The organism is Chromohalobacter canadensis, assembly GCF_029544075.1.
Lineage (GTDB): Bacteria > Pseudomonadota > Gammaproteobacteria > Pseudomonadales > Halomonadaceae > Chromohalobacter > Chromohalobacter canadensis_A.
In genome coordinates, this window is the sequence record NZ_JAJQJH010000005.1 from 122,456 (window position 1) to 148,741 (window position 26,286).

General features: G+C 59.8%; 19 protein-coding genes. 5 read left to right on the plus strand and 14 right to left on the minus strand.

Annotated elements, in window-relative coordinates; all coding sequences use genetic code 11:
• Positions 1-4 precede the first annotated feature (4 nt).
• From nqrE to LUN51_RS09115, 6 genes are all read right to left on the minus strand, one after another.
• Positions 5-625, minus strand: a complete 621-nt coding sequence (gene nqrE, locus LUN51_RS09090; protein WP_040243701.1) for an NADH:ubiquinone reductase (Na(+)-transporting) subunit E — start codon at positions 623-625, stop codon at positions 5-7.
• A complete protein-coding gene (locus LUN51_RS09095) occupies positions 625-1,299 on the minus strand; it encodes an NADH:ubiquinone reductase (Na(+)-transporting) subunit D (protein WP_040243703.1) in 675 nt (224 codons plus the stop codon). Before LUN51_RS09095 ends, nqrE begins: the two co-directional genes overlap by 1 nt.
• A gap of 2 nt (positions 1,300-1,301) precedes the next feature.
• Entirely contained in the window at positions 1,302-2,078 is a 777-nt protein-coding gene (locus LUN51_RS09100; protein ID WP_277811049.1) for a Na(+)-translocating NADH-quinone reductase subunit C, read from the minus strand.
• A complete protein-coding gene (locus LUN51_RS09105; RefSeq protein ID WP_277811011.1) occupies positions 2,075-3,310 on the minus strand; it encodes an NADH:ubiquinone reductase (Na(+)-transporting) subunit B in 1,236 nt (411 codons plus the stop codon). Before LUN51_RS09105 ends, LUN51_RS09100 begins: the two co-directional genes overlap by 4 nt.
• Before the next feature lie 2 nt (positions 3,311-3,312).
• Positions 3,313-4,662 (minus strand): Na(+)-translocating NADH-quinone reductase subunit A, encoded by a 1,350-nt coding sequence (locus LUN51_RS09110; RefSeq protein ID WP_277811012.1) that lies wholly within the window; start codon positions 4,660-4,662, stop codon positions 3,313-3,315.
• 317 nt (positions 4,663-4,979) lie between these two features.
• Entirely contained in the window at positions 4,980-6,434 is a 1,455-nt protein-coding gene (locus LUN51_RS09115; protein ID WP_277811013.1) for a glyceraldehyde-3-phosphate dehydrogenase, read from the minus strand.
• 273 nt (positions 6,435-6,707) lie between these two features.
• Here LUN51_RS09115 and mfd point away from each other — a divergent pair, with 273 nt between their 5' ends.
• On the plus strand, positions 6,708-10,157 hold the full coding sequence (gene mfd, locus LUN51_RS09120; protein ID WP_277811014.1) for a transcription-repair coupling factor: 3,450 nt from the start codon (positions 6,708-6,710) through the stop codon (positions 10,155-10,157).
• A 159-nt stretch (positions 10,158-10,316) separates the two neighbouring features.
• Positions 10,317-11,438 carry a L,D-transpeptidase family protein gene (locus LUN51_RS09125; RefSeq protein WP_277811015.1) on the plus strand — a complete coding sequence of 374 codons (1,122 nt, stop codon included), beginning with the start codon at positions 10,317-10,319 and terminating at the stop codon, positions 11,436-11,438.
• Here the strand turns inward: LUN51_RS09125 and LUN51_RS09130 are convergent.
• The 6 genes from LUN51_RS09130 to topA form a co-directional block, all read right to left on the minus strand.
• Positions 11,408-12,049, minus strand: coding sequence for a L,D-transpeptidase family protein (locus LUN51_RS09130; RefSeq protein WP_277811016.1), 642 nt, complete (start codon positions 12,047-12,049; stop codon positions 11,408-11,410). The genes LUN51_RS09125 and LUN51_RS09130 overlap by 31 nt on opposite strands.
• A gap of 153 nt (positions 12,050-12,202) precedes the next feature.
• The gene (locus tag LUN51_RS09135) at positions 12,203-12,466 is read right to left on the minus strand and encodes an Lpp/OprI family alanine-zipper lipoprotein (RefSeq protein WP_097023233.1); all 264 of its coding nucleotides are present in this window, start codon (positions 12,464-12,466) and stop codon (positions 12,203-12,205) included.
• Positions 12,467-12,845: 379 nt separating this feature from the next.
• Entirely contained in the window at positions 12,846-13,958 is a 1,113-nt protein-coding gene (locus LUN51_RS09140) for a cobalamin-independent methionine synthase II family protein (protein WP_277811017.1), read from the minus strand.
• A gap of 189 nt (positions 13,959-14,147) precedes the next feature.
• Entirely contained in the window at positions 14,148-14,387 is a 240-nt protein-coding gene (locus tag LUN51_RS09145) for a hypothetical protein (RefSeq protein WP_277811018.1), read from the minus strand.
• A 98-nt stretch (positions 14,388-14,485) separates the two neighbouring features.
• On the minus strand, positions 14,486-14,947 hold the full coding sequence (locus LUN51_RS09150; RefSeq protein ID WP_277811019.1) for a DUF6586 family protein: 462 nt from the start codon (positions 14,945-14,947) through the stop codon (positions 14,486-14,488).
• A complete protein-coding gene (topA, locus tag LUN51_RS09155; protein WP_277811020.1) occupies positions 14,944-17,577 on the minus strand; it encodes a type I DNA topoisomerase in 2,634 nt (877 codons plus the stop codon). The genes LUN51_RS09150 and topA overlap by 4 nt, the downstream gene beginning before the upstream one ends.
• A 434-nt stretch (positions 17,578-18,011) precedes the next feature.
• Between topA and pyk the strand changes: the two genes are divergently transcribed.
• Together pyk and LUN51_RS09165 are read left to right on the plus strand one after the other, a co-directional pair.
• Positions 18,012-19,481, plus strand: a complete 1,470-nt coding sequence (gene pyk / locus LUN51_RS09160; protein ID WP_246939098.1) for a pyruvate kinase — start codon at positions 18,012-18,014, stop codon at positions 19,479-19,481.
• A gap of 160 nt (positions 19,482-19,641) precedes the next feature.
• On the plus strand, positions 19,642-21,852 hold the full coding sequence (locus LUN51_RS09165; protein WP_277811021.1) for a DUF3141 domain-containing protein: 2,211 nt from the start codon (positions 19,642-19,644) through the stop codon (positions 21,850-21,852).
• Between the two features lie 12 nt (positions 21,853-21,864).
• Here the strand turns inward: LUN51_RS09165 and oadA are convergent, their stop codons facing one another.
• Both oadA and LUN51_RS09175 read right to left on the minus strand, forming a co-directional pair.
• Positions 21,865-23,679, minus strand: a complete 1,815-nt coding sequence (gene oadA / locus LUN51_RS09170) for a sodium-extruding oxaloacetate decarboxylase subunit alpha (RefSeq protein WP_277811022.1) — start codon at positions 23,677-23,679, stop codon at positions 21,865-21,867.
• A 13-nt stretch (positions 23,680-23,692) separates the two neighbouring features.
• Positions 23,693-25,108, minus strand: coding sequence for an acetyl-CoA carboxylase biotin carboxylase subunit (locus LUN51_RS09175; RefSeq protein ID WP_277811023.1), 1,416 nt, complete (start codon positions 25,106-25,108; stop codon positions 23,693-23,695).
• Positions 25,109-25,284: 176 nt separating this feature from the next.
• Here LUN51_RS09175 and LUN51_RS09180 point away from each other — a divergent pair, with 176 nt between their 5' ends.
• Positions 25,285-26,259, plus strand: a complete 975-nt coding sequence (locus LUN51_RS09180) for a LysR family transcriptional regulator (RefSeq protein WP_097023224.1) — start codon at positions 25,285-25,287, stop codon at positions 26,257-26,259.
• Positions 26,260-26,286 lie beyond the last annotated feature (27 nt).

The following is a 26,286-nucleotide window of genomic DNA, read 5'->3' on the forward strand; positions in this document are numbered from 1 at the left end:
TTGCTTAGAGCTGGATGCCGGAGAAGGACATGAAGCCCAATGACATCAGTCCGACGGTAATGAACGTAATCCCCAGCCCTTGGAGGCTGGCCGGCACGTCACTGTACTTGAGCTTTTCACGAATCCCCGCCAATGCCGCGATCGCCAGCGCCCAGCCGAAGCCAGCCCCGGCACCGTAGATCACCGATTCGCCGAAGTTGTAGCTACGTTCGACCATGAACAGCGAAGCGCCGAGAATCGCGCAATTCACCGTGATCAACGGCAGGAAAACTCCCAACGCGTTATAGAGCGAGGGGACGAACTTATCGAGAAACATCTCAAGGATCTGAACCAGTGCCGCGATGACACCGATATAACTCAAAAGTCCCAGGAACGACAGGTCGATATTTTCGGCGCCTTCAAGGCCCGTCCAGGTCAGCGCCCCTTCCTTCAATAGATACGTCAGGATCAGGTTGTTGACCGGCACGGTGATGGTCAGCACCACCACGACCGCGATCCCCAACCCGATGGCCGAGGACACCTTCTTGGAAACGGCAAGAAATGTACACATGCCGAGGAAGAAAGCCAGTGCCATGTTCTCCACGAACACTGCCTTGACGAAGAGGCTCAGGTAATGCTCGAACATCACACGGACTCCTTAATCTTGGCCTTGCTGTTGGCCACGATCCGGTACTCGGCTTTTTCGACCTGCTCGGTACGAATGCTCCGCAGGACCCAGATGATCAAACCAATGACAAAGAATGCCGAGGGCGGCAACAGCATAAGCCCGTTGGGAACGTACCAGCCACCGTCCTGCACCGGCGTCAGCACCGTGAAGCCGAAGACGCTGCCGGAACCGAAAAGCTCACGGAAGAAGCCGACGATCAGCAGGATCACGGCATAGCCCAGGCCGTTACCGACCCCATCGAGAAAGCTCATGACGGGGCCGTTCTGCATGGCATAGGCCTCAGCACGGCCCATAACGATACAGTTAGTGATGATCAGCCCAACGAAGACCGACAACTGCTTGGACATCTCGTAGGCATACGCCTTGAGCACCTGATCGACCACGATGACCAACGAAGCAATGATGGTCATCTGCACGATGATGCGGATCGACGAGGGAATATGCTGACGAATCAATGAAACGAACAGGTTGGAACACGCCGTGACCGCGATAACGGCCAGGCCCATGACCAACGACACACTCATGGAGTTGGTCACCGCCAGTGCCGAACAAATTCCCAGCACCTGCAGTGCGATCGGATTGTTCTTGAAGACCGGCGAGAGAACAACATCTTTTACGGACTCAGCAGCCATGTTCACGCTCCTTCGGAATTGCCGTGGAAGCGGGCGAGATAGGGGCCGAAGCCACTCTCGCTCAGCCAGAAATGCAGCATGTTGGTAACGCCGCGGCTCGTCAGCGTCGCCCCCGACAAGGCATCGACTTCATACTTGCTGTCGGCGCCGCCCTTGACCAGGGAGATGTCAGGACTCATGCCATCTTCTGCATAAATCTCCTTACCTTTCCACTTCGACTTCCAGCGAGGGTTGTCGACCTCGCCGCCGAGCCCTGGTGTTTCGGAGTGAGAATAGTAGGACAACCCGATAATGGTATTGCCATCGCCTTCAATGGCGAAGAAACCACGCATCAGCCCCCACAGGCCCTGCCCGCGAATCGGCAGGATGATCTGCTCGGGGTCATCGGGATTGTCGCCCACCAGATAGACCGTCGAGTACATCTCTTCACGGCCGATGCCCGCACTATCCTCTTCACCTGACAGGGTACGTGATGTCGCAGGATCTCTGGCGGCTTCGAACTGATCGTAACTTTGCGGATCGAAACGATCACTGTACTCGCCAGTTTCCAGATTGATCACACGCGAGGTGATCAGCTCATCGAACGCATCGTCGACGTCCATCCCCGGCTCGTAGAGATTGGCCACCTGCAAGATGTTGCTCTTGCGGTCGAGTTCCTGGTTCTTCTGCTGGGTAGGTTGCAAGACCACGGCGGCGGTCGATACTACCACCGAGCACACGATGCAGAGCGCGAGTGCGACCGTCAGCGTCTTCTTGATGGAATTGTTACTGGCCATCAGGTGGTCTCCTCGGTCGGCGCGGTTGAATACGCGGCATCACGCTTCTGGCGGCGCTTGATGTTGGCCTGCACGAAGAAGTGATCGATCATCGGCGCGAACAGGTTGGCGAACAGGATCGCCAGCATGATGCCCTCCGGAAACGCAGGATTGACCACGCGAATCAAGACCGTCATCACCCCGATCAAGAGGCCGAACAGCAACTTGCCACGATCCGTCATCGACGCCGATACCGGGTCAGTGGCCATGAATACCATCCCGAAGGCGAAGCCGCCGAGCACGAAATGCCAGTACCACGGCATGCCGAACATCGGGTTGCTATCTGAACCAATGGTGGTAAACAGCATTGCAGTCAATGCCATGCCCACGAATACGCCCAGCATGATACGCCACGAGGCGATACGCGTGATCAGCAAGACCACCGCGCCGATGAGGATCGCCAATGTCGAGGTTTCCCCCACCGAGCCGGGGATGAAGCCCAGGAAAGCGTCCCACCAGCTATATGCCTGTTGTACGGCGCCCATACCATTTTGTGCCGCAGTGGAGAGCGCGGTGGCGCCGGTATAGCCGTCGGCAGGGACCCATACGCTATCGCCGGAGATCTGCGCCGGATAGGCGAAATACAAGAAGGCGCGCCCGGTCAGCGCCGGGTTCAGAAAATTCTTGCCGGTGCCGCCGAAGATTTCCTTGCCGATCACCACACCGAACGTAATGCCGAGCGCCACCTGCCACAGCGGAATGGTTGCCGGCAGGATCAATGCATAAAGTACGGAAGTGACGAAGAAGCCTTCGTTGACCTCATGACCGCGCTTGACGGCGAACAGCACTTCCCAGAACCCACCGACGACGAAGGTCACTAGGTAGATAGGCAGAAAGTATGTGGCTCCCAGCACGAAATTGGCCCAGATACTGCCGGGGTCGTGACTCCCCGCCAGCGCCATGGTGATGGCTTCACGCCATCCGCTCAGCGCACCAAAGCCGTCTCCGATCGCCATGTTTGCCTGCAGACCAGCGTTGTACATGCCGAAGAACATCGCCGGAAAGGTACATAGCCATACCGTGATCATGATGCGCTTGAGGTCGATGCCATCACGCACATGCGCCGTGCTCTTGGTCACGTCCGGGGGGGTATAGAAGATCGTATCGACCGCTTCGTATAGCGCGTAGAACTTCTCGTATTTACCACCCTGGTGAAAATGCGGCTCGAGCTTGTCGAGCGTATTACGAATTCCCATCGTCAGACCTCTTTCTCGATCATGGTGAGGTTATCACGCAGGATGGGGCCGTACTCGTACTTGCCGGGGCAAACGTAGGTACAAAGCGCGAGATCTTCTTCATCCAGCTCCAGACAGCCGAGTTCCATCGAGCTCTCGATGTCGCCCACAATCAATGAGCGCAGCAGCTGCGTCGGCATGATATCCAGCGGCATCACGCGCTCGTAGGCACCCACCGGCACCATGGCACGTTCAGAACCGTTGGTGGACGTATTCGGCGAATACCGATTGAGTCCCAGAAACTGAGAGACATAGATGCCCATCACCGAATGACGCCGCAACCCGAGTGACAGCCAGCCCAGGAAGGCACGTTTATTGCCCTCTTCGAGCAGCGAGAACTGGCGATGGAAACGCCCCAGGAAGCACCGCGAGCCTTCTGCGATCTCACCACCGAAGACCGAACCTGAAATCACACGAGTGTCCCCGGGCGATTCGATCTCGCCTTCCAGCAGTTCACTACTGCTCGCCCCGAGGCGCGTCCGCAACAAGCGCGGCTGCTTGGCGCGCGGACCGCCGACGGCCACTACGCGCTGTGTTTCAAGGCGTCCTTCGGCAAACAGCTTGCCGAAAGCAATGACATCCTGATAGCCGAGATGCCATACCTGACGCGCAAGGCTTACCGGCGAGAGATAATGGATGTGGGTGCCCACCAGTCCAGCGGGATGCCGACCTTCAAAGGTCTCGAAACGTACGCCTTCGAGCTCGCGGCCCGGCAAATCGGCGCCTTGCCCATGGCATACGAACACTTGACCCGGTGTGAGGTGCTTGAGCACCTTGAGCCCCTGCTCGAACGCAGCGGTGTCCTCGCCAATCACTACGTTGGGGTCGGCGGAAAGAGGATGCGTATCGATGGCGGTAACGAAAATATCGGCGGGGATGGCATCGGGTGCAGGCGTGCGAGAATAAGGGCGAGTCCTGAATGCGGTCCAGAGCCCCGAATCAACCAGCTGATCGACGACCGTCTGGCGCTCCAATCGATCCAGCGCGTCCGCGCCATGCGCCGTGAAAGGTACAGCCTCTTCGTGATCATCGAGCTTGATGACGACCGACAGCAGGCGTCGCTTCTCGCCCCGGTTGATCGCCACCACCTCGCCTGCACCTGGTGCCGTGAACCGTACGCCCGGGATCTTCTTGTCGGTGAACAGTAGCTGGCCCAGTTTTACCTTGTCCCCCTCTCGGACCTCCATCGTCGGCTTCATGCCCACGTAGTCGGTACCGAGAATCGCCACCTGCCGCACGGGCGGCGCATCGTATATGCGCTGCTCGGGCGACCCGGCGATGGGGAGATCCAGGCCTCGTTTGACTTCGATCATAGTCTCGCCCAGTTGTCGGATCTGATGTTTCGAAAGGAAAGGGGTCCATGAACGCTCACACGCTTGCAACGCGTCTTTGAAGCATGCTGAACAGCGCGGGCAATCTTCACGGGAGTCGGATTCTTTTCTTATCAGACGATTGCTTCTTTCGGCCCATGGCCAAGGGCCGTCCCCAAAATCGGGCACCATTATAGAGAGACAAGTCCCGAATGACTACATAACCTTAGGAAGTATGGGGCTTACGATAGCGCATGCGAGACACGACAGCGCCCCGGAATCGGGGCACTGGGGAGATGGGGAAAGGCAGGAATAAATACTCAGCGCGCCTCACGCGGCAAGTACACAAAACGCACGTTGGACATGTGCTGCAGGATACGCACGACCTGACAGCTATACCCGAATTCGTTGTCATACCACGCATAGAGCACGACCTGACGATCATCGGCGATCGTCGCCTGAGCATCGATGATCCCGGCATGGCGATTGCCCACGAAATCGGACGACACCACCTCCGGCGAGTCGACGTAATCGATCTGCTTTTGCATGCGTGAATGCAAGGCCATATCGCGCAGGTACTCGTTCAGCGCCTCGCGGTCGGTAGCCTTGTCCAGCGTAAGATTGAGAATGGCCATGGAAACATCGGGTGTGGGCACACGAATGGCATTCCCGGAGAGCTTGCCCGAAAGCTCGGGAAGCGCTTTGGCCACGGCCTTGGCGGCACCGGTTTCGGTCAACACCATGTTCAGCGCGGCACTGCGACCACGGCGGTCGCCCTTGTGATAGTTGTCGATCAGGTTTTGATCGTTGGTGTAGGCATGCACCGTTTCGACATGCCCGTGCGCGATGCCGAACTCGTCGTTGACGGCCTTGAGCACCGGCACGATGGCGTTGGTGGTGCAGGAGGCGGCGGAAATCACGCGATCCTCGTCGGTGATCTCGTCATGGTTGATGCCATGCACGATGTTCTTGACGCCGCCCTTGCCCGGTGCCGTCAGTAACACCTTGGCCACACCCTTCGACTCCAGGTGCTGGGACAGGCCTTCCTCGTCGCGCCACTTGCCGGTGTTGTCGACCACCAGGGCATTGTCGATCCCGTACGCATTGTAATCGATCTCACTGGGCGAATCGGCATGGATGACCTGGATGTAATTGCCGTTAGCGATGATCGCCTCATTCTCATGATCGACACGGATCGTGCCGGCGAACGGCCCGTGCACGCTATCACGACGCAACAGGCTGGCACGCTTCTCGAGATCATCATCGCCGCCACGCACCACGATGGCACGTAGCCGCAGCAAGTTACCGCCGCCCGCCTTCTCGATCAGGATACGCGCCAGCAAACGACCGATGCGCCCGAAGCCGTAAAGCACGACATCCTTGGGCTCGCCGCCCATACCGGTATCGGCGTGGCGACCCACGATATCGGCCAGCTCCGTTTCGAGGAAGGCACTGATGTCGTCTTCCTCAGAGCGCTTGAAGGCCACCCCCAGCTTGCCTATATCGATGTGCGCCGGCCCTAGTTCGAGCTCGGCCATGGCCTTGACCATCGGCAGTGTATCGCGCACCGAGAGCTCGGTACCTTCGACCTTCTTGACGTAGCGATGGTTCTTGAGAATCCGAATGACCGAGCGGTTGATCAACGAACGCCCGTACAAGGATGGCACCACATTGTACTTCCGGTAGAGACGTCCCAACAGCGGGATCATCTCCTCAGCCAATGCCTCGTTTTCTTGCCAATCCTGAAAATAGGTCTCGAGTTTTTCTTGACTCACGGCGGGCCTCGTCACGGCAGCAGGGAACGAAATAAAATGCATTATCCGTAGCCTTTCACTCCCTTAGCAATGCTTGCTTGGTCGCATGCGGTGTAATTCCACTACACCAATAGGCCCTTGACTACAGGGCGAAAAAAAGGCAATGAACATCGATTTATGCGACCGTTTTTGACTACAAGAATGGTAACGGACCTGGCTTTAAATCCCCGCGTATCGCCCCCAATCCTTGTTTTGCCTGCTATCATCGTCTCGACCTAAGAAATGAAGCGCACCATGTCGTATTTTTCACCGCTCGATCCGCCGCATCCTCAGGGCATGCGTGACACTGTCTACTGGCAACGTCCGCACGCCGCCGCTAGCGCCCTGGCGCTGGCACGCCTCGCCGACGACGCTCCGCTGATGGTCGTGACCCCCGATACCTCCAGCGCTCAACGGCTCGAAGGCGCGCTGCAATTCTTCGCCGATCATCCCATCTTGTCGTTCCCCGACTGGGAAACGCTGCCCTACGATAGCTTTTCGCCGCACCAGGACATCGTCTCGACACGTCTCAAAACGCTGCGTCAGCTGCAAGAAGGGACGCGCGGCATCGTCGTGGTACCCATCAATACCCTTATGCAACGGCTCCCGCCCACCGACTACATCGCCGGTCGCGTGCTGACATTGCACACCGGCATGCAACTCGATCGGGAAGGCTTCCGGGAACGCCTCTCGCGGGCTGGCTACCGTGCCGTGGAGACCGTTTATGAACCCGGCGAATATGCGCTTCGTGGGGCCTTGATCGATCTTTATCCGATGGGCAGCGATCATCCTCTGCGCATCGATCTGTTCGACGATGAAGTCGATACCTTGCGGCATTTCGATCCCGACTCTCAGCGTTCCTTGGATAAAGTCGAGCGCGTGGAGCTGCTGCCGGCACACGAATATTCGCTGTCGCGCTCGGCAATTGCCTGCTTCCGCGAGGGGTTCGAGACATTGTTCGACGTCGACCCGCGCCAATGCCCGCTGTACAACGACGCGCTCAAGGGCATTCCGTCTCCTGGGCTTGAGCAGTACCTTCCGCTTTTCTTCGAGGAGACCGCCAGCCTGTTCGAGCATCTAAATGCACATACGCGCATTGCATTGATGCCCGGCGTCCACGATGCGGCCGAGCATCACTGGAGCGCCATCGAAAGTCGTTACGACAATCTTGGCGTCGACCCCACTCGCCCCTTATTGCCGCCGGCACATGCCTTCGTGCCTGTGCCCGAGGTATTCGCCTCCATCAAGCAGCACCCGCGCGTGGCCCTGATTGACGACGAATCGCATCCTCATGCCAAGGTACCGGCCACGCATCCCCTCCCGGATGTAGCTATTCACGCCCGTGGTCATCATCCCCTCGCCAAACTGGAGGCGTTTCTCGGTGCCCCCGACGCCCCGCGCGTTCTGTTGGTTGCCGAGTCGAGTGGGCGCCGCGAAGCACTGGAAGAAACCCTCGCCCCTTTGGAGCGTCCTCTGGCCGTGGCCGATGGCTGGCAACACTTCTTGGATGGCAGTGCGCCGCTGGCGATTTGTTCGGGTGGCCTAGATGAAGGGCTATGGCTTGATAGTCCTGCGACCTGCGTCATCACCGAAACCGAACTCTACGGCGATGTTGTTCGCCAGGCACGCCGCCGCGGTCAGGTGACCGATGACAACGAACTCGCCGTACGCCACCTCGCGGAATTACGCCCCGGCTCTCCGGTGGTCCACCAGAGCCACGGCGTGGGCCGCTACCAAGGGCTTGAGACACTTGAAGCCGGCGGTCAAGCCGCAGAGTTTCTGGCACTGGAATACGCCGGCGGCGCCAAGCTCTACGTTCCAGTGGATAGCCTGCATCTTATCTCGCGTTATGCCGGCGCCACAGATGAACTGGCTCCGCTGCATAAACTCGGTTCGGAAACCTGGGACAAGGCCAAGCGCAAGGCGGCCGAGAAGGTACGTGATACCGCCGCCGAGCTGCTGGACACCTACGCCCGACGCGAGGCACGCGAGGGCTTCGCCTGCGACATTCCCGACGAGGAATACGCACGCTTCACGGCTAGCTTCCCCTTTGAGGAAACGCCCGATCAACACGCTGCCATCGATGCGGTCATCAGCGACATGACCGCGCCGCGTCCGATGGACCGCGTGGTCTGTGGCGACGTGGGCTTCGGCAAGACCGAGGTCGCCATGCGTGCGGCCTTTCTCGCCGTGCATTCCGGTCGCCAAGTGGTAGTACTCGTCCCCACTACCCTGCTGGCCCAACAGCACTACGACAATTTTCGCGATCGCTTCGCGGATACCGCGGTCCAGATCGAGCTGCTCTCGCGCTTCACTGCTGGCAAGGGACAACAAGCGTCACTGGAGCGCATCACCGAAGGCCGTGCCGATATCGTCATCGGCACTCACAAGCTGCTCTCCAAGACGATGTCGCTCCCCAACATGGGACTGTTGATCATTGACGAGGAACACCGCTTCGGCGTCTCGCAGAAGGAAAAACTCAAGAGCCTGCGGGCCGAGATCGATATTCTCACGCTCACCGCGACGCCGATTCCCCGCACCTTGAACATGGCAATGAGCGGCATCCGCGACCTCTCCATCATCGCCACGCCTCCGGCACGCCGCCTATCGGTCAAGACCTTCGTGCAGCAGCGCAACGAAGGCGTCCTGAAGGAAGCCCTGCTACGCGAAATTCTGCGCGGTGGCCAAGTCTACTTCCTCCACAACGAAGTCAAGACGATCGAAACCACTGCCGAGCGCGTGGCCGAGCTGGTGCCCGAAGCGCGCGTGGCCGTCGCCCACGGCCAGTTACCCGAGCGTGCGCTGGAACGCGTGATGTCGGACTTCTATCACAAGCGTTTCAATGTACTGGTGTGCTCGACTATCATCGAGACCGGCATCGACGTACCCAGCGCCAATACCATCATCATCGAGCGTGCCGATAAGTTCGGGCTCGCTCAGTTGCACCAGCTCCGGGGGCGTGTCGGTCGCAGCCATCATCAGGCGTATGCCTATCTCCTCACGCCACCGCCCAAGGCAATGACCAAGGATGCGTTCAAGCGCCTCGAAGCGATCAGCCAGGCGGAGGATCTCGGGGCCGGCTTCACCCTCGCCAGCCACGACATGGAAATTCGCGGCGCCGGCGAACTGCTGGGCGATGAACAAAGCGGACAGATGGAAACGGTCGGCTACAGCCTTTACATGCAAATGCTTGATCGCGCGGTCAAGGCCATCAAGAGCGGCAAGACACCCAATATCGAGTCTCCGTTGGACGATGGTGTGGAAATCAGCCTCAATTTGCCGTCATTGATTCCTAGCGATTACCTGCCCGACGTGCAGCAGCGCCTGATCATGTACAAGCGCATCGCCAACGCCGAGAATGAAGCCGAACTCAAGGAATTGCAGGTCGAAATGATCGACCGCTTCGGCCTGCTACCAGGGCCGCTCAAGACGCTTTTCCGTCAGACTCGGTTACGCCAGCGTGCCGAACGCCTGGGCATCGTGCGCCTTGAAGCCGGCGCCGAGCGTGGCCGCCTAACTTTCGGCACGCAAACCGCCGTCGACCCAATGACACTGGTCCAGATGATCCAGCAAAACCCAGCGCACTATCGGTTGGACGGCGCGGACACGCTGCGTTTCGAAGGCGATATGAGCGACGAGGACAAGCGCTTCTCCCTACTCGAAGAGTTACTCGGGCAACTCAACCGCAAGACAGAAGCAGCGTAACAGGCATCACCCGCCATGCGGGTGCCCTGCCAGGACGCTCGTACAGACGCACGGATGCGCGCCACAAGCTACTGAAGGCTTGTGTCGGCATGAAAATACGCCAGAATGCAGGTGACCGTGGCGTCCGCCACTCGCCTGAACGAAAAAGAGTCCATATCCATGCCGGTTACTTGCCGTGGCCTATCGCCTTTCTTGCTGGCCCCTTTGCTCTCTCTCTCCACGATGGCGCTTGCCGATTCCGCCCCGGGCCCCGTGATTGACCCCGAAGCGGCCAACTTGCCGCAGAGCGAGGCGACACCTCACAACCAACGCGTCACACGCTTTAAGATCGACGAGAAAAGCAATATCGTCGGCGAAGCACGCGTCATAGAAGCCGACAAGGAAGACACCCTGCTCGATATCGGTCGCCACTATGGGATCGGCTACGAGGAGATGCGCCGCGCCAACCCCGGCGTCAGTGTCTGGTATCCCGGCGAAGGTACCGAGGTCAGGGTTCCCACACGTTTCATTCTGCCCGATGTCGACCACGAAGGCGTCGTGATCAACATCCCCGAAATGCGCCTCTATTATTATCCCGAGCAAAAGGAGGGAGAACCGGCACGAGTGGAGACCTACGCCATCAGCGTCGGGCGCATGGATTGGTCGACGCCGCTGGGTGAAACACGGATTACCGCCAAGCAGAAAAACCCGCCCTGGTATCCGCCCCAGTCAATCATCAAGGAGCACGCTGAGGACGGCCGGGAACTCCCCGACGTAGTGCCGCCCGGTCCCGACAATCCGCTAGGCAAGTACAAGATGCGGCTAGGCATTCCCGGGTATTTGATCCATGGCACCAATCGTCCGCAAGGTGTCGGCATGCGCGTGACGCATGGCTGCATTCGCATGTTCCCGGAGGATGTGGAGCATCTATTCGGCAAGCTCCCAGTGGGTTCCCAGGTGAACCTGGTCAGCGAACCAACTAAGTTCGGCTGGCGCGACGAGACGCTCTACGTACAGTCTTTCCCTTTGCTTGAAGAAGACCGCCGATCACCGGTGCTCAAGCGTGTGCTCGACGCCGATGAAGCGCTCGTTGCCACCTTGGAACGCCATGATATCGACACCGACATCGATCACCGGCGCCTAGCGAACGCGGTGTTGATTCCCGATGGCGCAGCCGTGGCACTGAACGTCGAGCCAGAAGAAAAGGCACCGCGTGAACCGCTGCCCGGCAGCCTGTACGACGCCTTGCCGATGCCGCCGCATCTGCTTTATCAGTCAGTCGAGATTCTAGAATCGACCTGAGGCTTGTCATGTAAGGCCGTGATCGGCGCATCGTCGTCCCCTCGGATCACGACGCGTGTGCCGATCGAGACCAGACGCGTCAATTCTTCGATCTGAGGGTTGGTGACGGCCACGCACCCTTCCGTCCAGTTAAAACGCCGGTGAATATCGGGATCGCTGGCGCCTAAACCGTGAATGCCAATATAACCGCCCAGTACGGTATCTTGCGGTGGCGCACCATCACGATAATAGGCATCCTGGAAATCGGCGTATTCGGTCGGCGACATCAACCCGGCTTGCATCGCCTCGCGTGCAGTATCGAGCTTAGGGTAATCCAGTCCCAGGAAGATATTGAACTTGCTGTCACGGTTGATGCGGTTGATGTGAAATTCGCCGGTAGGCGTCATTCTGCTGCCTTGCTCACGCACGCGCGCCGTGCCTCCCCGCCCCAACGCTATTGGCTCATAACGTTCGATGCGCGTATCGCCGCGATAGATATCCAGCGTGGATGCATCATCGTCGATCAAGATCCAAACCTCGTCATCGGCGTTTGCCAGCGCGCATGCCCCACTCCAAACCGCCAACGACAACACACTCAAGGTCATTACCAACGCACGCGCCCATCGCCTCATGTTCCACTCCGAATGATCGTGACAAGGCGTTAGCGTACACCGAAAGCCCCGGGGGGCGTCATCCCCATCAGTTGCAAACGAAAAGGGCCCCACCAATGGCAGGGCCCTTTCCTGGACCAGACGTTGAAACGCCGGCCCTATACTGCCTACGCATTACTTGCGCATGGACTTCTCGAACATACGGTCCATCTCGGCACGGTTACGCTGGGTCGCTTCGAGAGCGGCCTGCGCGTCACGCTGAGCTTGCTCGGCAGCATTCATTGCCTGCTGAGACATGCTCTTGGCTTCAGACGCGTCAGCCTGCGCCTGATCGATATCGCTCTTCATCTGTTCCTGGCCAGAGGCACAACCTGCCAACACGGCCAGAGAGCCAGCGGCGACCAGAAGCTTGAGCGTGTTCTTGCTGTTGGACAACATCTGCGTTCTCCTTGAAAACCTTTCTGTGTGTGGTGATGAAGCCCTGATACATCAGGTCCCTCATGTACCGCCCACAGGATAATACGAATACCGCTAATATCGCCAATATCAATTGCCTGAGAAACGGTAAATTTTCCCACGCTGCCCATGATCAAAGGGTCCAGAGATTCCTATTCGTCGCCGAATGGACACACCGGCGACGCCGATAGACGTCATAATTCCCCTTATAGAAGCGATGACTTACCGTTACATGGCAGATGAGTCAGCGATTAACGCTCCATCCTCATCGTCTTCATTGACATGCAATGCGAGCCCCACCTAATAAAACGCCCCCGCATACGTGCATGCGAGGGCGAATAATAGACCAGCGCGGCAGAATTCAGTCTTGCCAGACAGCCTTGGCGATATCCACGACGTGGCGAAGTTTACCCCACTGCTGCGTTTCGCTGAGCAAATTGCCTTCCTCGGTCGAGGCAAAGCCGCACTGCGGGCTCAGACAAAGCTGGGAAAGCGGCGCGTAGCGCGACGCTTCAGCAATGCGGGCACTAACCGTATCGGCGGGCTCGAGTTCGCCGCTCTTGCTGGTGATCAGCCCCAGGACAGCCTGCTTGTGACCTTCGGGCAGGAAACGCAGCGGCTCGAAACCACCCGCCCGCTCGGTGTCGTATTCGAGGAAGTAGGCATCGACATCGACGCGTCCCAGCAGCGTCTCGGCCACCGGTTCATAGCCCCCTTCGCTGATCCACGTCGAGCGAAAGTTACCCCGGCAGACGTGCAGGCTGACATGCAGATCGTCGGGACGATCGGCCAGCGCGTGGTTGAGTACCTCAGCATAGATGTGTTGTAGACGATCGGCGTCCTCGCCACGCTCACGCGCCGCCGCAAGCTCCTTCTCGGAGCACAGATATGCCCAAACCGTGTCATCGAGCTGAAGGTAACGACAGCCCGCTGCATAGAAATGCTTGACCACGTCACGGTAGGTGTCGGCCAGGTCGGCGAAGAAAGTATCCAGGGAGGGATAGACGCTACTGTCGATATTGCGGCGACCGCCACGGAAATGGAGCACGCTGGGGCTCGGCAGCGTCATCTTCGGCGTCGCCTTGTCGACCGTGTCCGCCAGGAAGCGGAAGTGTCCCAGCATCGGGTGCTCGGGATCGAAGCCCAGCTTGTCGGTTACACGCACGCTGCGCGCCTGCGTCTGACGCCCTTGAAACTGGATCCCTTGATCCGAGCTATAGCCTTCTACGCCCTTGAGGCCTTCGAGAAAATCGAAATGCCACCAGGCGCGGCGGAACTCGCCATCGGTAACCGCCTTGAGGCCCAACGCTTCCTGCTTGGCGACGACACGTCGAATCTCGGCGTCTTCAACGGTACGTAGCGTCGAGTAGTCACTCTCCCCTGCTTGTAAACGGCGTCTCGCCTGCTTGAGCTCATCGCTACGCAACAGGCTGCCCACGGTGTCGGCACGAAATGGAGGCTGATACTGGCTCATAGCGTTTCTCGACTCTCGGCTCGAAGATTAGGGCGCTCACTTTGCCGCGCCATAGGGGCCATGACCACTGCATATCTTTCAAGTGATCATGAAGGAAAATCATGATGCCATAAATACTGACGTCCGGCGCCTTATCGGCAGCCGGACGTCATGGCGACAACACTATCATCGGCCCTCAAGCAGAGCGCATCAATGCACCGTTTCCGGAGCCTCCTGCGACTCTTCCTCATTGCCTTCCCACAGACGCGTGCGCGTGATCGCATGGTCGATCATCTGACGCGCCACCTCGAAGCGGCTCTGACGCAATAAGTCCAGGGCTTCCTCCGAGAAGCGAATGCTTACCAATGGCTCACCCTCGGCTTCGGAAGGCCGAAGCACGACTTCGCCATCGGCGAGCTCGACAATTTCCAGAATCGCGGTATCGGACACGCTATATTCTCCCGTCTGTCCCAATAAAAAACGACCAAGGCAAACGCCATGGTCGTTTCTTTTCATTGCCTGCAGGATACCACCGCATGCAGGCGGCGTCACCACTCCTCGCTGGTCTCGCGCAGTTCGTCCAGCTGAGCCTTGAACGCCGCGATACATGCGTCGAGCTCCTCGGATAAGGATATCCCCGAGGCGCTGGCGATCATGCTCGAGCCGACGACACGGCGACGCGACGCGCCCTCGACGTCATGCAAAGACTCGAGACGCGCCAGTAAACGCTCCAGCCAGCTGTCTTCTCGTCGCGCCAGCTCTCGCAACTGCACGACACCCGCTAATGCCGGGCCTTGTTCGGCCAGCAGCTCGCGCCAATCGTGCCGCGAGAGTTGCGCGTGTTCGGTCAACTCTCGCAGCGCCGCGTTAAGCGCCAACTCCAGTGTGGCCAGAGCGCCTTCTTCATGTGCCATACGCCGAGCATCGGTATGCTCGTCGTCGGCCCAGGCGGTGTCCAATAACAACTGGGCATGATAAAGCAGTTGGTTGGTACGGCCTCTTGGCGTCATTTGCGCTTATCCTCGATCCGCCACTTTCCGTCCTCGAACTCGGCCCGCCAGCCACTGGCCTTGCCGTCTCGCTCGCTCATCACGTACTGGCTCTTGGTTTTGCGTGAAAAACGAATCTGCGCGTCACGCCCCTCGGGATCTTCCCCCGGCGCATCGAGCAGGAAATGGTACTTCTCGGGTAGCTCGTCGCGGTGCGCCTTGAGTTCCTTGACCAGGGGAGGACGCGTTTCACGGTTCTTGGGAAATTGACTCGCCGCTAGAAACAAGCCACTGGCACCATCGCGCAAGACGTAATGATCCTCTACCTTCTGGCAGGCCAACTCGGGCATGGGGATCGGGTCCATCTTGGGGGGTGCGACTTCGCCGCTCTTGAGCAGCTTGCGGGTGTTCTTGCAGTTCTCGTTGGTGCAGCCGAAGTATTTGCCGAAACGCCCGGACTTGAGCTGCATCTCGCTACCGCATTTGTCGCACTCGATGACCGGACCGTCGTATCCCTTGATACGGAACTTGCCCTGCTCGATTTCATGCCCGCTGCAATCGGGACTATTGCCGCAGATATGCAGCTTGCGTGTCTCGTCGATCAGGTAACTATCCATCGCCGTACCACATTCCGGGCAGCGATGCTTGGCCCGCAAGGCTTCGGTTTCGGCCTCCTCATCGGCATCCGACGCCACGGCTTCGTCACCGGGGATAAGGTCGATGGTCGTCTTGCAACGCTCCTTGGGGGGGAGGTTGTATCCCGAGCATCCCAAGAAGACACCGGTCGATGCCGTGCGAATCTGCATCTTGCGGCCACAAGTGGGGCAGTCGATATCCGTCGGCACCGGCTGATTCGGCCGCATGCCCTCTTCGGCCTCGGCATGTTCGAGCTTGGTCTTGAACTCGGCGTAAAAGGCGTCAAGCAGCTCACGCCATTCCCGGTTGCCGGTGGCGATCTCGTCGAGATGATCTTCCATACGTGCGGTGAAGCCGTAATCCATCAGGTCGCTGAACGATTCGGCTAAACGGTCGGTGACGATATCACCCAACTTCTCGGCATAGAAACGACGGCTCTCAAGCTTGACGTAACCGCGATCCTGAATCGTGGAGATGATCGAAGCATAGGTGGAAGGCCGCCCGATCCCCCGCTTTTCGAGCTCCTTGACCAAGCTCGCCTCGGTATAACGCGCCGTCGGCTTGGTAAAATGCTGCTGAGGATCGAGGGCCTGCAGGCTCATCGATTGCCCTTTCTCGAGATCCGGAAGTGCCTGATCCTCTTCCTTCTTGCCTGCCGGCTTCATCACCCGCGTGTAACCGTCGAATTTGAGCACTCGACCACGCGCTTTGAGCTCGAACTCCTCGGCCTCGACGGTAAGCGTCGTCGCCAAGTATTCCGCCGGCACCATCTGGCAGGCCACGAACTGGCGCCAGATAAGCTCATAGAGGCGCTGGGCGTCGCGCTCCACCGCAAGCTCGTCGCCGTTTTGCGCCACCTCGGTGGGGCGAATCGCCTCGTGCGCTTCCTGCGCCCCCTCCTTGCTGGCATAACGGTTGGGCGATTCGGGCAGGTACGCTTGGCCGAAACGCTCGTCGATATAAGCCCGGGCACTCTCCACCGCGTCTTGCGACAGGTTGGTCGAGTCGGTACGCATATAGGTGATGTAACCTGCCTCATAGAGACGCTGCGCCAGGGTCATGGTCTTCTTCACCGAGAACCCGAGGCGCCCGCTGGCGGCTTGCTGCAGGGTCGAGGTAATGAACGGGGCGTTGGGCTTGGAGCGTGTCGGCTTGGTTTCGCGATCGGTGATCACCAGCGCCGCCTCGCGCAACGGCGCGATTCGCTCTAGCGTTTCTTGTTCGGAGGTGGGGCGAAACGCCTGGCCTTTATGACGTGCCACCTCGAAGCGAACTGGCGCCGCATCGCCCTTCTCAGGCACGAGATCGGCGTGAACATCCCAGAACTCCTCGGGAACGAAGGCGCGAATCTCACGCTCGCGTTCGACGATCAAGCGCACCGCCACCGATTGCACCCGGCCCGCCGACAGCCCCCGTGCGATCTTGCTCCATAGCAATGGCGACAGCATGAAACCTACGACACGATCCAGAAAGCGCCGTGCCTGTTGCGCCTCGACGCGTGACAGATCCAGTTCGCCGGGCGTCTTGAACGCCTCCTGAATGGCATTCTTGGTGATCTCATTGAAGACCACGCGACGATAGCGTGACGCATCGCCACCAATGGTTTCCTGCAGGTGCCAAGCGATGGCCTCTCCTTCGCGGTCCAAGTCGGTCGCGAGATAGACGGCATCGGCCTTCTCGGCGTGCTTTTTGAGCTCGGCGACGACCTTTTCCTTACCCGGCAGGATCTCATAGTTGGCGTCCCAGCCATGCTCGGGATCGATCCCCATGCGTCGCACCAACTGAGTCCACTGCTTATGCTTTTTATAGGTGGCTTTTTCATCAGGCGACATCTTGCGTGTCGCCGCTGCCTGGCGGGCTCGCTCCTTTGGATCGGTGGCGTTCTTGCCGCTGCCACTTGTCGGCAAGTCACGGATGTGCCCGACACTCGACTTCACTACGAAATCGTTGCCGAGATACTTGTTGATCGTCTTGGCCTTGGCCGGTGACTCCACGATGACCAGTGACTTGCCCATAACGCTCCGCTCGAATGGCCAACGCGCCCTGTCAGGGCGTCGGCAGTGATGTCGTGGCCGGGGAACTCTCCCGGCGAAAAATGCGCCTACCCTACCTTAGCGCCTCGTTGCGCGCCAGCCCGTCGCAACGCGGGCCTTCAAGCCAGGTCCATGACGATCTTTACGCCACTGGCTTGAAAAACACTAGACGCGACGCCTTGCCACCGGCAAGCAAAACCCGCATCCAAATCGGCATGCTTCCCATGGCAGTGCTACTGGAAAGCACCTCCAGAGTCATCCAACCTTGGGACATGCCCAGCATGCAAAAAGTGATAATCTAATGTTCACGACTTGGGGTCATCGCACCTGTCGAGACGATGAGGCACAATGTAGTAAAATAACGACATGGCTCGCACAGAGCCGCTACTACCTTTCATGAGGCCAAGGAGAATTCCATGCAGAATGCGTTTCACGGTCCGATTCGCCGCACCAAGATCGTCGCGACCCTGGGCCCGGCCAGCGACCGCGACGGGGTCCTCGAAGACATGATCTCCGCGGGCGTCGACGTGGTACGACTCAACTTCTCCCACGGCTCCGCGGACGATCATCGGCGGCGGCTAAAGGCGGTACGCGATGCTGCCGCACGCGTCGGACGCACTGTCGCCGCGCTGGGCGACTTACAAGGCCCCAAGATCCGCATCGCACGCTTCAAGGACGAAGCGGTCACGCTCGAGAAAGGCCAGACCTTCGTCATCGACGTTTCCCTTGATCGTGATGCCGGCGATGCCCAGCGGGTAGGCTGCGATTATCAGGACCTGGCCGACGATGTTGCCCCGGGCGATGTCCTGCTGCTTGACGATGGTCGACTGGAACTGCAGGTCGAGCGCGTTGACGCCCCGGCTATTCACACCACGGTCAAGGTGGGTGGCAAGCTCTCCAATAACAAGGGCATCAACAAGCAAGGCGGCGGCCTGTCTGCGGCCGCACTGACCGACAAGGATCGCGAGGATCTCAAGACCGCTATTGATATCGGTGTCGACTACCTGGCTGTGTCCTTCCCACGCCATGGCGACGACATGCGCCTGGCCCGCGACCTGCTCGGCGAAGCGGGTAGCGAGATCGGCCTGGTCGCCAAGGTCGAGCGCGCCGAGGCAGTCGCCGACAACGACACTCTAGATGACATCATCCGCGCCAGCGAAGCGGTCATGGTCGCGCGTGGCGACCTTGGCGTGGAAATCGGCGACGCCCAACTGATCGGCGTGCAAAAGCGCATCATCCAGCATGCACGTAGTCTTAATAAAGTGGTGATCACCGCAACGCAGATGATGGAGTCGATGATCGACTCGCCGCTACCGACCCGCGCCGAGGTCTTCGACGTCGCCAATGCAGTGCTCGATGGCACCGACGCCGTCATGCTCTCCGCCGAGACCGCCGCCGGCGATTATCCCGTGGAGACCATCAAGGCCATGGAGCGCCTCTGTCTGGGCGCCGAACGTGAGCGTGCCGCACAGCAATCGCAGCATCGTATTCATGAAGGCTTTACCCGGGTCGATGAAACCGTGGCGCTGTCGGCCATGTACGCCGCCAACCATCTCGACGGGGTCTCCGCCATCGTCTGCATGACCGCCACCGGTTATACGCCATTGATCGCCTCGCGCATTCGTTCCGGCCTGCCGATCGTGGCCTTGGCGCATACCGAAATCGCGCAGCGCCGCATGGCATTGTATCGCGGGGTCGTCTCGCTGCCCTTCGACACACAAAGCCTCAAACCCACTGAGTTCAATAACCACGCCGTCGATAACCTCGTCTCGCTAGGCATCGTCAAACAGGGCGATCACGTTATCCTGACACGCGGCGATCATATGAATGCGCATGGCGGCACCAACACCATGAAGATCATTCAAGTTGGCGACGATATTGATTGATCAGCACCTTTTGCCGGCAAGCTGCCCATAGCTTGCTACTTTGAAGCACCGCGACGCATGCCTAGTCTTGGCGGCATGCGTCGATTTCACATGCCAGATACGCGTTTTCGGGTTACGCTTAATATTGCAGTGCAGCAATTCGTGACCAGGAGCGCCCTTCATGTTTCCCATGCACGCCGCTTGGCTGGAAGCCGCCAGCCCCATTCTCGATCCCTTCGGCCTGATTCGCGCCACCCAGGACTACTGGCAGGATACCTTCGAACGCAGCGTGCTCTACTGGGACGTCATGCGTCAGCGTGGCAACCAGTATCTTGAGCACATGGCGCAGACTAAACCCAACGTGCTAGGGTTCGAGGCCGAAGTGCTCATGGATGGCCGCGACCTGCCGCGCCCGGTCAACTACGAATTGATGCGCATCCTGCCCCCGCCCGGTATAACGATCGACCCGTTCCAGCGCCCTTTCGTCATCGTCGATCCGCGAGCCGGCCATGGGCCCGGCATTGGTGGCTTCAAGCCCGATAGCGAGATCGGCGTCGCCATGCGCGCCGGTCATCCATGTTACTTCATCGGCTTTCTGCCGTTTCCGGTGCCGGGACAGCATGTCGAAGATGTCGTCGATGCTGAAATTGCCTTTATACGCGAGGTCGGCGCTCGTCATGGCGAGGCCAATGAAAAACCCGTGGTGATCGGCAACTGCCAGGCAGGCTGGCAGTTGATGATGGCTGCCGCCCTTGAACCGGATGCCTTCGGACCGATTCTCGTCGCTGGCGCACCGCTGTCCTATTGGGCCGGCGAGCGTGGCCGCTACCCCATGCGCTATAGCGGGGGCCTGCTCGGCGGTAGCTGGTTGACCGCTTTTGCCGGTGACCTGGGTGCAGGGCTCTTCGACGGGGCCTGGTTGGTGCAGAACTTCGAACGCCTCAACCCCGCCAATACGCTGTGGAGCAAGCAATATCGGCTTTACGCCGACGTCGATCACGAAAGCGAGCGTTATCTCCAATTCGAGCGCTGGTGGGGTGGGCACATCGTGCTCAATGCCGAGGAAATACAGTACATCGTCGACAACCTCTTCATCGGCAATCGTTTGAGCACTGCCCAACTGATCACCCGCGACGGACGGCGCATCGACCTACGCAACGTCCGCTCGCCTATCGTGGTGTTCTGCTCGCAAGGCGACAACATCACGCCACCGCCCCAAGCGTTCGGCTGGGTGTCCGATCTCTACGATGGCGTGGACGACATCATCGCCAACGAGCAGACCATCGTGTATTGCGTACACGACTCGACCGGGCATCTGGGAATTTTCGTCTCGGGCAGCATCTCGCGCCGCGAACATGCCGAATTTACCGCCAACATGGACTATATCGACGTCCTGCCCCCCGGCTTGTACGAAACCGCCATCACGCCACGCGATGCGACCGGGGATGCCACCGATGGTGACTATCTGCTCGAATTTCGCCCGCGTGGCGTCGACGACCTGCAACCGCTAGTGCAACGACGCGATGACGACGAGCGCCGCTTCGCCACTGTAGCGCGTCTGTCTGAAAGCGGACTAGCGCTGTATCAACAATACACGCAGCCGTGGATACAAGCCGTCATGACCCCCGAAGCAGGGCGCTGGCTACGCCGACTGCACCCCATTCGGCTGGGCTACAAGCTACTCTCCGACCGCAATCCATTGATGTCTACCGTGCCGGTGCTGGCCGAGCGTATTCGTCACCAGCGCCAACCGCTTTCGCCGGACAATCCTCTGACGCAATGGGAGCGCAGCATAGCCACCCGTATCGAAGAAAACCTCGAGGCCTATGGCGAATGGCGTGACCGCATCAGTGAGGCGCTGTTCCTGAACGTCTATGGCCAACCCTGGCTACAATCGCTCGCCGGCATCGGCCCGGACATGGCGCGTGTTCGCCCCCACCCCGGGCGTGCACCGGAGCATCAACACTTCCTGCGTACGCGACGAGCCGCCTTGCGGGAACGCATCGCCAGTGGTGGAGCACGCGAAGCGGTGGTGCGGGCCTTGATCTACATCCTGGGCGGGGCGCCGACGACCGATGAGCGCAATTTCCAGCGCCTCAAGGCCACGCGCGAGGAACTCGGCAAGAGCCTGGACCTTCAACACTTCAAGATGCTGGTCCGTGAGCAGTTCTTCATTCTCAAGCTCGACGTGCGCGAGGCACTCAAGGCGCTTCCCACACTCATCGCACGCGACGACGCCACGCAGGTCGATGATCACTTGGCACACATCACCCACATCCTCGACGCCAGCGGGCCGCAAAGCGAGCATGTGCAGGAGCGCCTGGAACGCGTTCGCGTCTTGTTCGAACAAGCCCGGCCCGCAGCACCGAATCCCGAGGCGCCACGGGCATGAGCAACGTTCCGATCAGGTGATCTCGATCAGCACCTCGCCCGGCGTCACGCGGTCGCCCTTGACGACGTGGACCGCTTCGACGGTGCCCGAGGCCCGTGCCTGGACCTCGGTTTCCATCTTCATCGCCTCGGTGATCAAGACTGCCTGGCCTTCTTCGACACGATCGCCCTTGGCGACCAAGACATCGACGATATTGCCGGGCATGGATGTCGTGACATGACCAGGCTGCGAGGCGCGCGCACGGCCCGAGGTCTCGCCGCCGACGAAAGCATCCTTGGCTTCGAACACGACCTCTTCCGGCATGCCATCGAGCGTCAGATAAACCTGGCGCTTGCCACCACTATTACCGCCCACGCCGGTGATTTGCACTTCGTAGGATTCGCCGTGCACGTCGATGACGAACTCGGTGGGCACACCTTCGGTCACCGGCCGGCTGGCGTCTCCCGCATCGGGAGCGGGAATCGGCTCCGAGACCAACGATCCATCTCGTCGTCCCTGCAGGTAATCGCGCCCCAGCTCGGAGAACATCGCATAGGTCAGGACGTCTTCCTCACCCTCGGCCAATTCGCCGATGTCCTTCGTCAAACGCGCCATCTCGGGATTCAGCCGATCGGCGGGGCGCCCTTCTTCCACTGGGGAATTACCGATGGCCTGACGACGAACGTCGTCATCCACCGGTGCTGGCGGATGACCATAGCCACCCTGAAGATAGCGCTTCACCTCGTTGGTGATGGTCTTGTAGCGCTCGCCGGTAAGCACGTTCATCACGGCCTGGGTCCCAACGATCTGCGAGGTCGGCGTCACCAGGGGCGGGTACCCGAGATCGGCGCGCACACGCGGAATTTCGTTGAACACGTCGCGGATCTTGGACAGTGCGTTCTGTTCCTTGAGCTGATTGGCGAGGTTGGACATCATGCCGCCCGGGACCTGATTGATCTGTACCGAGACGTCCTCGCGGGTGAACTCGCTTTCAAAGGCGGCGTATTTCTGGCGTACGCCGCGGAAATAGTCGCCGATCTCCTTGAGCGCTTCGAGATCCAGGCCACTGTCGTAGTCCGTACCTTGAAAGGCAGCCACCATGGCTTCCGTCGACGGATGGCTGGTACCGCCGGCGAATGCCGAAATGCAGGTGTCGATATGCCGGCACCCCGCTTCCACGGCCTTGAGATGACACATCGGCGCCAGCCCCGAGGTGGCGTGGGCATGCAGATGGACCGGCACGTCCACGGCCTCGACCAATGCCGCCACCAGCTCGCCCGTGGCATACGGCGTTAAAAGCCCCGCCATGTCTTTGATGGCGATCGAGTCGGCACCCATGTCGACTAGCCGCTTGGCCTGGTCCACGTACATCGCCAGGGTATGCACCGGGCTCACCGTATAGCAGATCGTGCCCTGAGCGTGCTTGCCACTGGCCTTGACCGCGCGCATGGCGGTTTCCAGGTTGCGCAGATCGTTGAGCGCATCGAAGACGCGGAACACATCGACGCCGTTATCCGCCGACTTGGCGACGAAGCGCTCGACGACATCGTCGGCATAATGGCGATATCCCAGTAAGTTCTGGCCACGCAACAGCATCTGCAGCGGCGTGTTGGGCATGGCATCCTTGAAAGCGCGCAGGCGCTCCCATGGGTCTTCCTTCAAAAAGCGCACGCAGGCATCGAAGGTTGCCCCGCCCCATACCTCGAGCGAGTGATAGCCGATGGCGTCCAGCTTGGCACAGGCGGGCAACATGTCCTCGGTGCGCAGGCGCGTGGCGATCAGCGATTGATGGCCGTCACGCAACACGACGTCGGTGATATTGACTTGGGAAGATGATACGGCATTCATGATGGGTATCTCCTTATAGACCGGCGTGGGCGGCGATGGCGGCGGCAATCGCTAGAGCGACTTCCTCGGGATTGCGCTTGACCGAATAATTGAGCAGTTCGGGATGGCTGGGCACGAAGCCGGTATCGAAGTGCCCGCTGCGGAAATCGGGGTGGCGCAGAATTTCCTGATAGTAAGGCGCGGTCGTCTTGACCCCCTGCAGACGCATGTCGTTGAGGGCGCGAATTCCACGATCGAGGGTTTCTTCCCAACTCATGCCCCACACGATCAACTTCAGGCACATGGAGTCGAAATACGGCGGAATCGTATAGCCGGTGTAGATCGCGGTATCGGTGCGTACCCCTGGCCCCCCGGGGGCGTAATAACGCGTGATGCGTCCGAACGACGGCAGGAAATCGTTCTTGGGATCCTCGGCATTGATGCGAAACTGGATGGCGTAGCCGTGGTGGCGTATATCCTCCTGGCGGTAGGCGAGCTTTAGCCCTGCAGCGATACGCAATTGCTCGCGCACGATATCCACGCCGGTGATCGCTTCGGAAATAGTGTGCTCGACTTGCACGCGGGTATTCATTTCCATGAAGTAGACCTCGTTGCCCTTGACGAGGAACTCCACGGTACCGGCGTTTTCGTAGCCCACCGCACTGGCCGCACGGACCGCCATTTCGCCGACGTAGGCCCGTTGTTCAGGTGTCAGTTGGGGGCTGGGCGCGATTTCGATGAGCTTCTGATTGCGACGCTGGATCGAACAGTCCCGCTCGAAGAGATGGATCACGTTGCCAATGCTGTCGGCGAGGATCTGCACCTCGATGTGATGCGGCTCGACGACGCATTTCTCCATGAACACATCGGCACTGCCGAACGCCTTGGTTGCCTCGGAGATCACGCGCTCCCAGGCCTGCTCGAGCTGCGCCGGCGTGTCGCAACGGCGAATCCCGCGCCCACCGCCCCCGGAAGTGGCCTTGAGCATGACCGGATAGCCGATGGTATCGGCCAGCGACAAGGCCTCGTCGCAAGTCTCGAGATTGTCCTCCGAGCCCGGCGTCACCGGCACGCCGGCGTCACGCATGGCCGCGCGCGCCGCCGTCTTGTCGCCCATCCGCGCGATCACCTCGGCGTCCGGACCTACAAAGGCCAACCCGGCGTCCTCGCAGATGCGCGCGAAGTCTGCGTTTTCCGAGAGGAAGCCGTAGCCGGGGTGAATCGCGTCACAGCCGGTCTCGCGCGCCAGGTCAACGATACGCCGCGGATCGAGATAGCCCGCCAGCGGATCTTCGCCGACGAAATGCGCCTCATCGGCGCGCTTGACGTGCAGTGCAAAGCGATCGGGCTCGGTGTAGATCGCCACCGAGCGGATGCCCATCTCAGCGCAGGCGCGTACAATGCGTACAGCAATTTCGCCACGATTGGCGATGAGAAGTTTCTTGAACACCGTCTGCCCTCCGGTTATGGACGTCGCGTTGACACAGCGTGTCATCGTGGCGCCCTCTGGGTCGCTGAGTGCTTGTCTTTATCGTACTCTCACGCTACCCACCGAAGGATCAATAGAAAAATTGATATTTTTTTGCCAAGCTATAAGTAATAGCTTATGACTACGCCGGGGGCGTCATGTCACGACCCAATCTGCTCAATCGTCTGACCTTTCGCCAATTGCAGGTTTTCCAGGCCGTGCACCGGCAGCAGTCCTATTCGCGGGCGGCCGAACAGCTCGGCCTCACACAGCCCGCCGTCAGCGCTCAGATCCGCCAGCTTGAGCAGGCGCTCGAGCAGCCGCTGTTCAAGTATGCGGGCAAGACGCTGCATGTTCTGCCCGCCGCGGATGCACTGGCCGCCTCGGTACAGTCGATCTTCGGTCAGGTCTCGAGCCTACAGATGGAGCTTTCCGAGCTGGCAGGCACCATCCGAGGCGAACTCAATCTCGCCGCCGTCAGCACTGCGCAGTATGTCGTGCCCCATATCCTGGCCCGCTTTCGTGCCCGTTACCCGGAGGTGCAGGTGCGCCTGCGCGTCTGCAATCGCGGCCAGGCGCTGGAGCGTCTCGCCGAGCGCCGCGACGACCTCGTGATCATGGGCATGGTCCCCGAGGACGCCAATCTCGCCTTTATGCCGATTCTCGACAATGAAATGATTCCCGTGGTGTGGCCCGGGCATCCGCTGTTGACGGCAGACTCGCCCACGCTCGAGGATTTCACACGCTATTACGTGCTGATGCGCGAGCCCGGTTCAGGGACACGCACGGCGTTCGAGGATTTCGTCGCTCGCGAGCGGGTATCGCTACGCCATACCCTGGAGCTTGGCACCAACGAGGCGATCAAGCAGGGCGTCATGGCGCATCTCGGGGTCGCTGTGCTGCCACGCCTGGCGGTCCAGCTCGAGCTTGCTTCGGGGCTGCTGGCGTCACCGACACTGCCCGGCTTTCCGCTACGCCGCTCCTGGTGCACCGTGCATCCAAAGGATCGTTACCCAACGCCCGTGACCGAACTTTTCCTGCGCTTCGTCCGCGAGCTGTTGCCTGAGCTGAACGATCACTTCAAAGCGCCGCTGGTGCCCGCACCCGGCCCCAGCTTCGCCTGTACGCCATGAATCAGCCACGCTTGACTTGACTCCGAC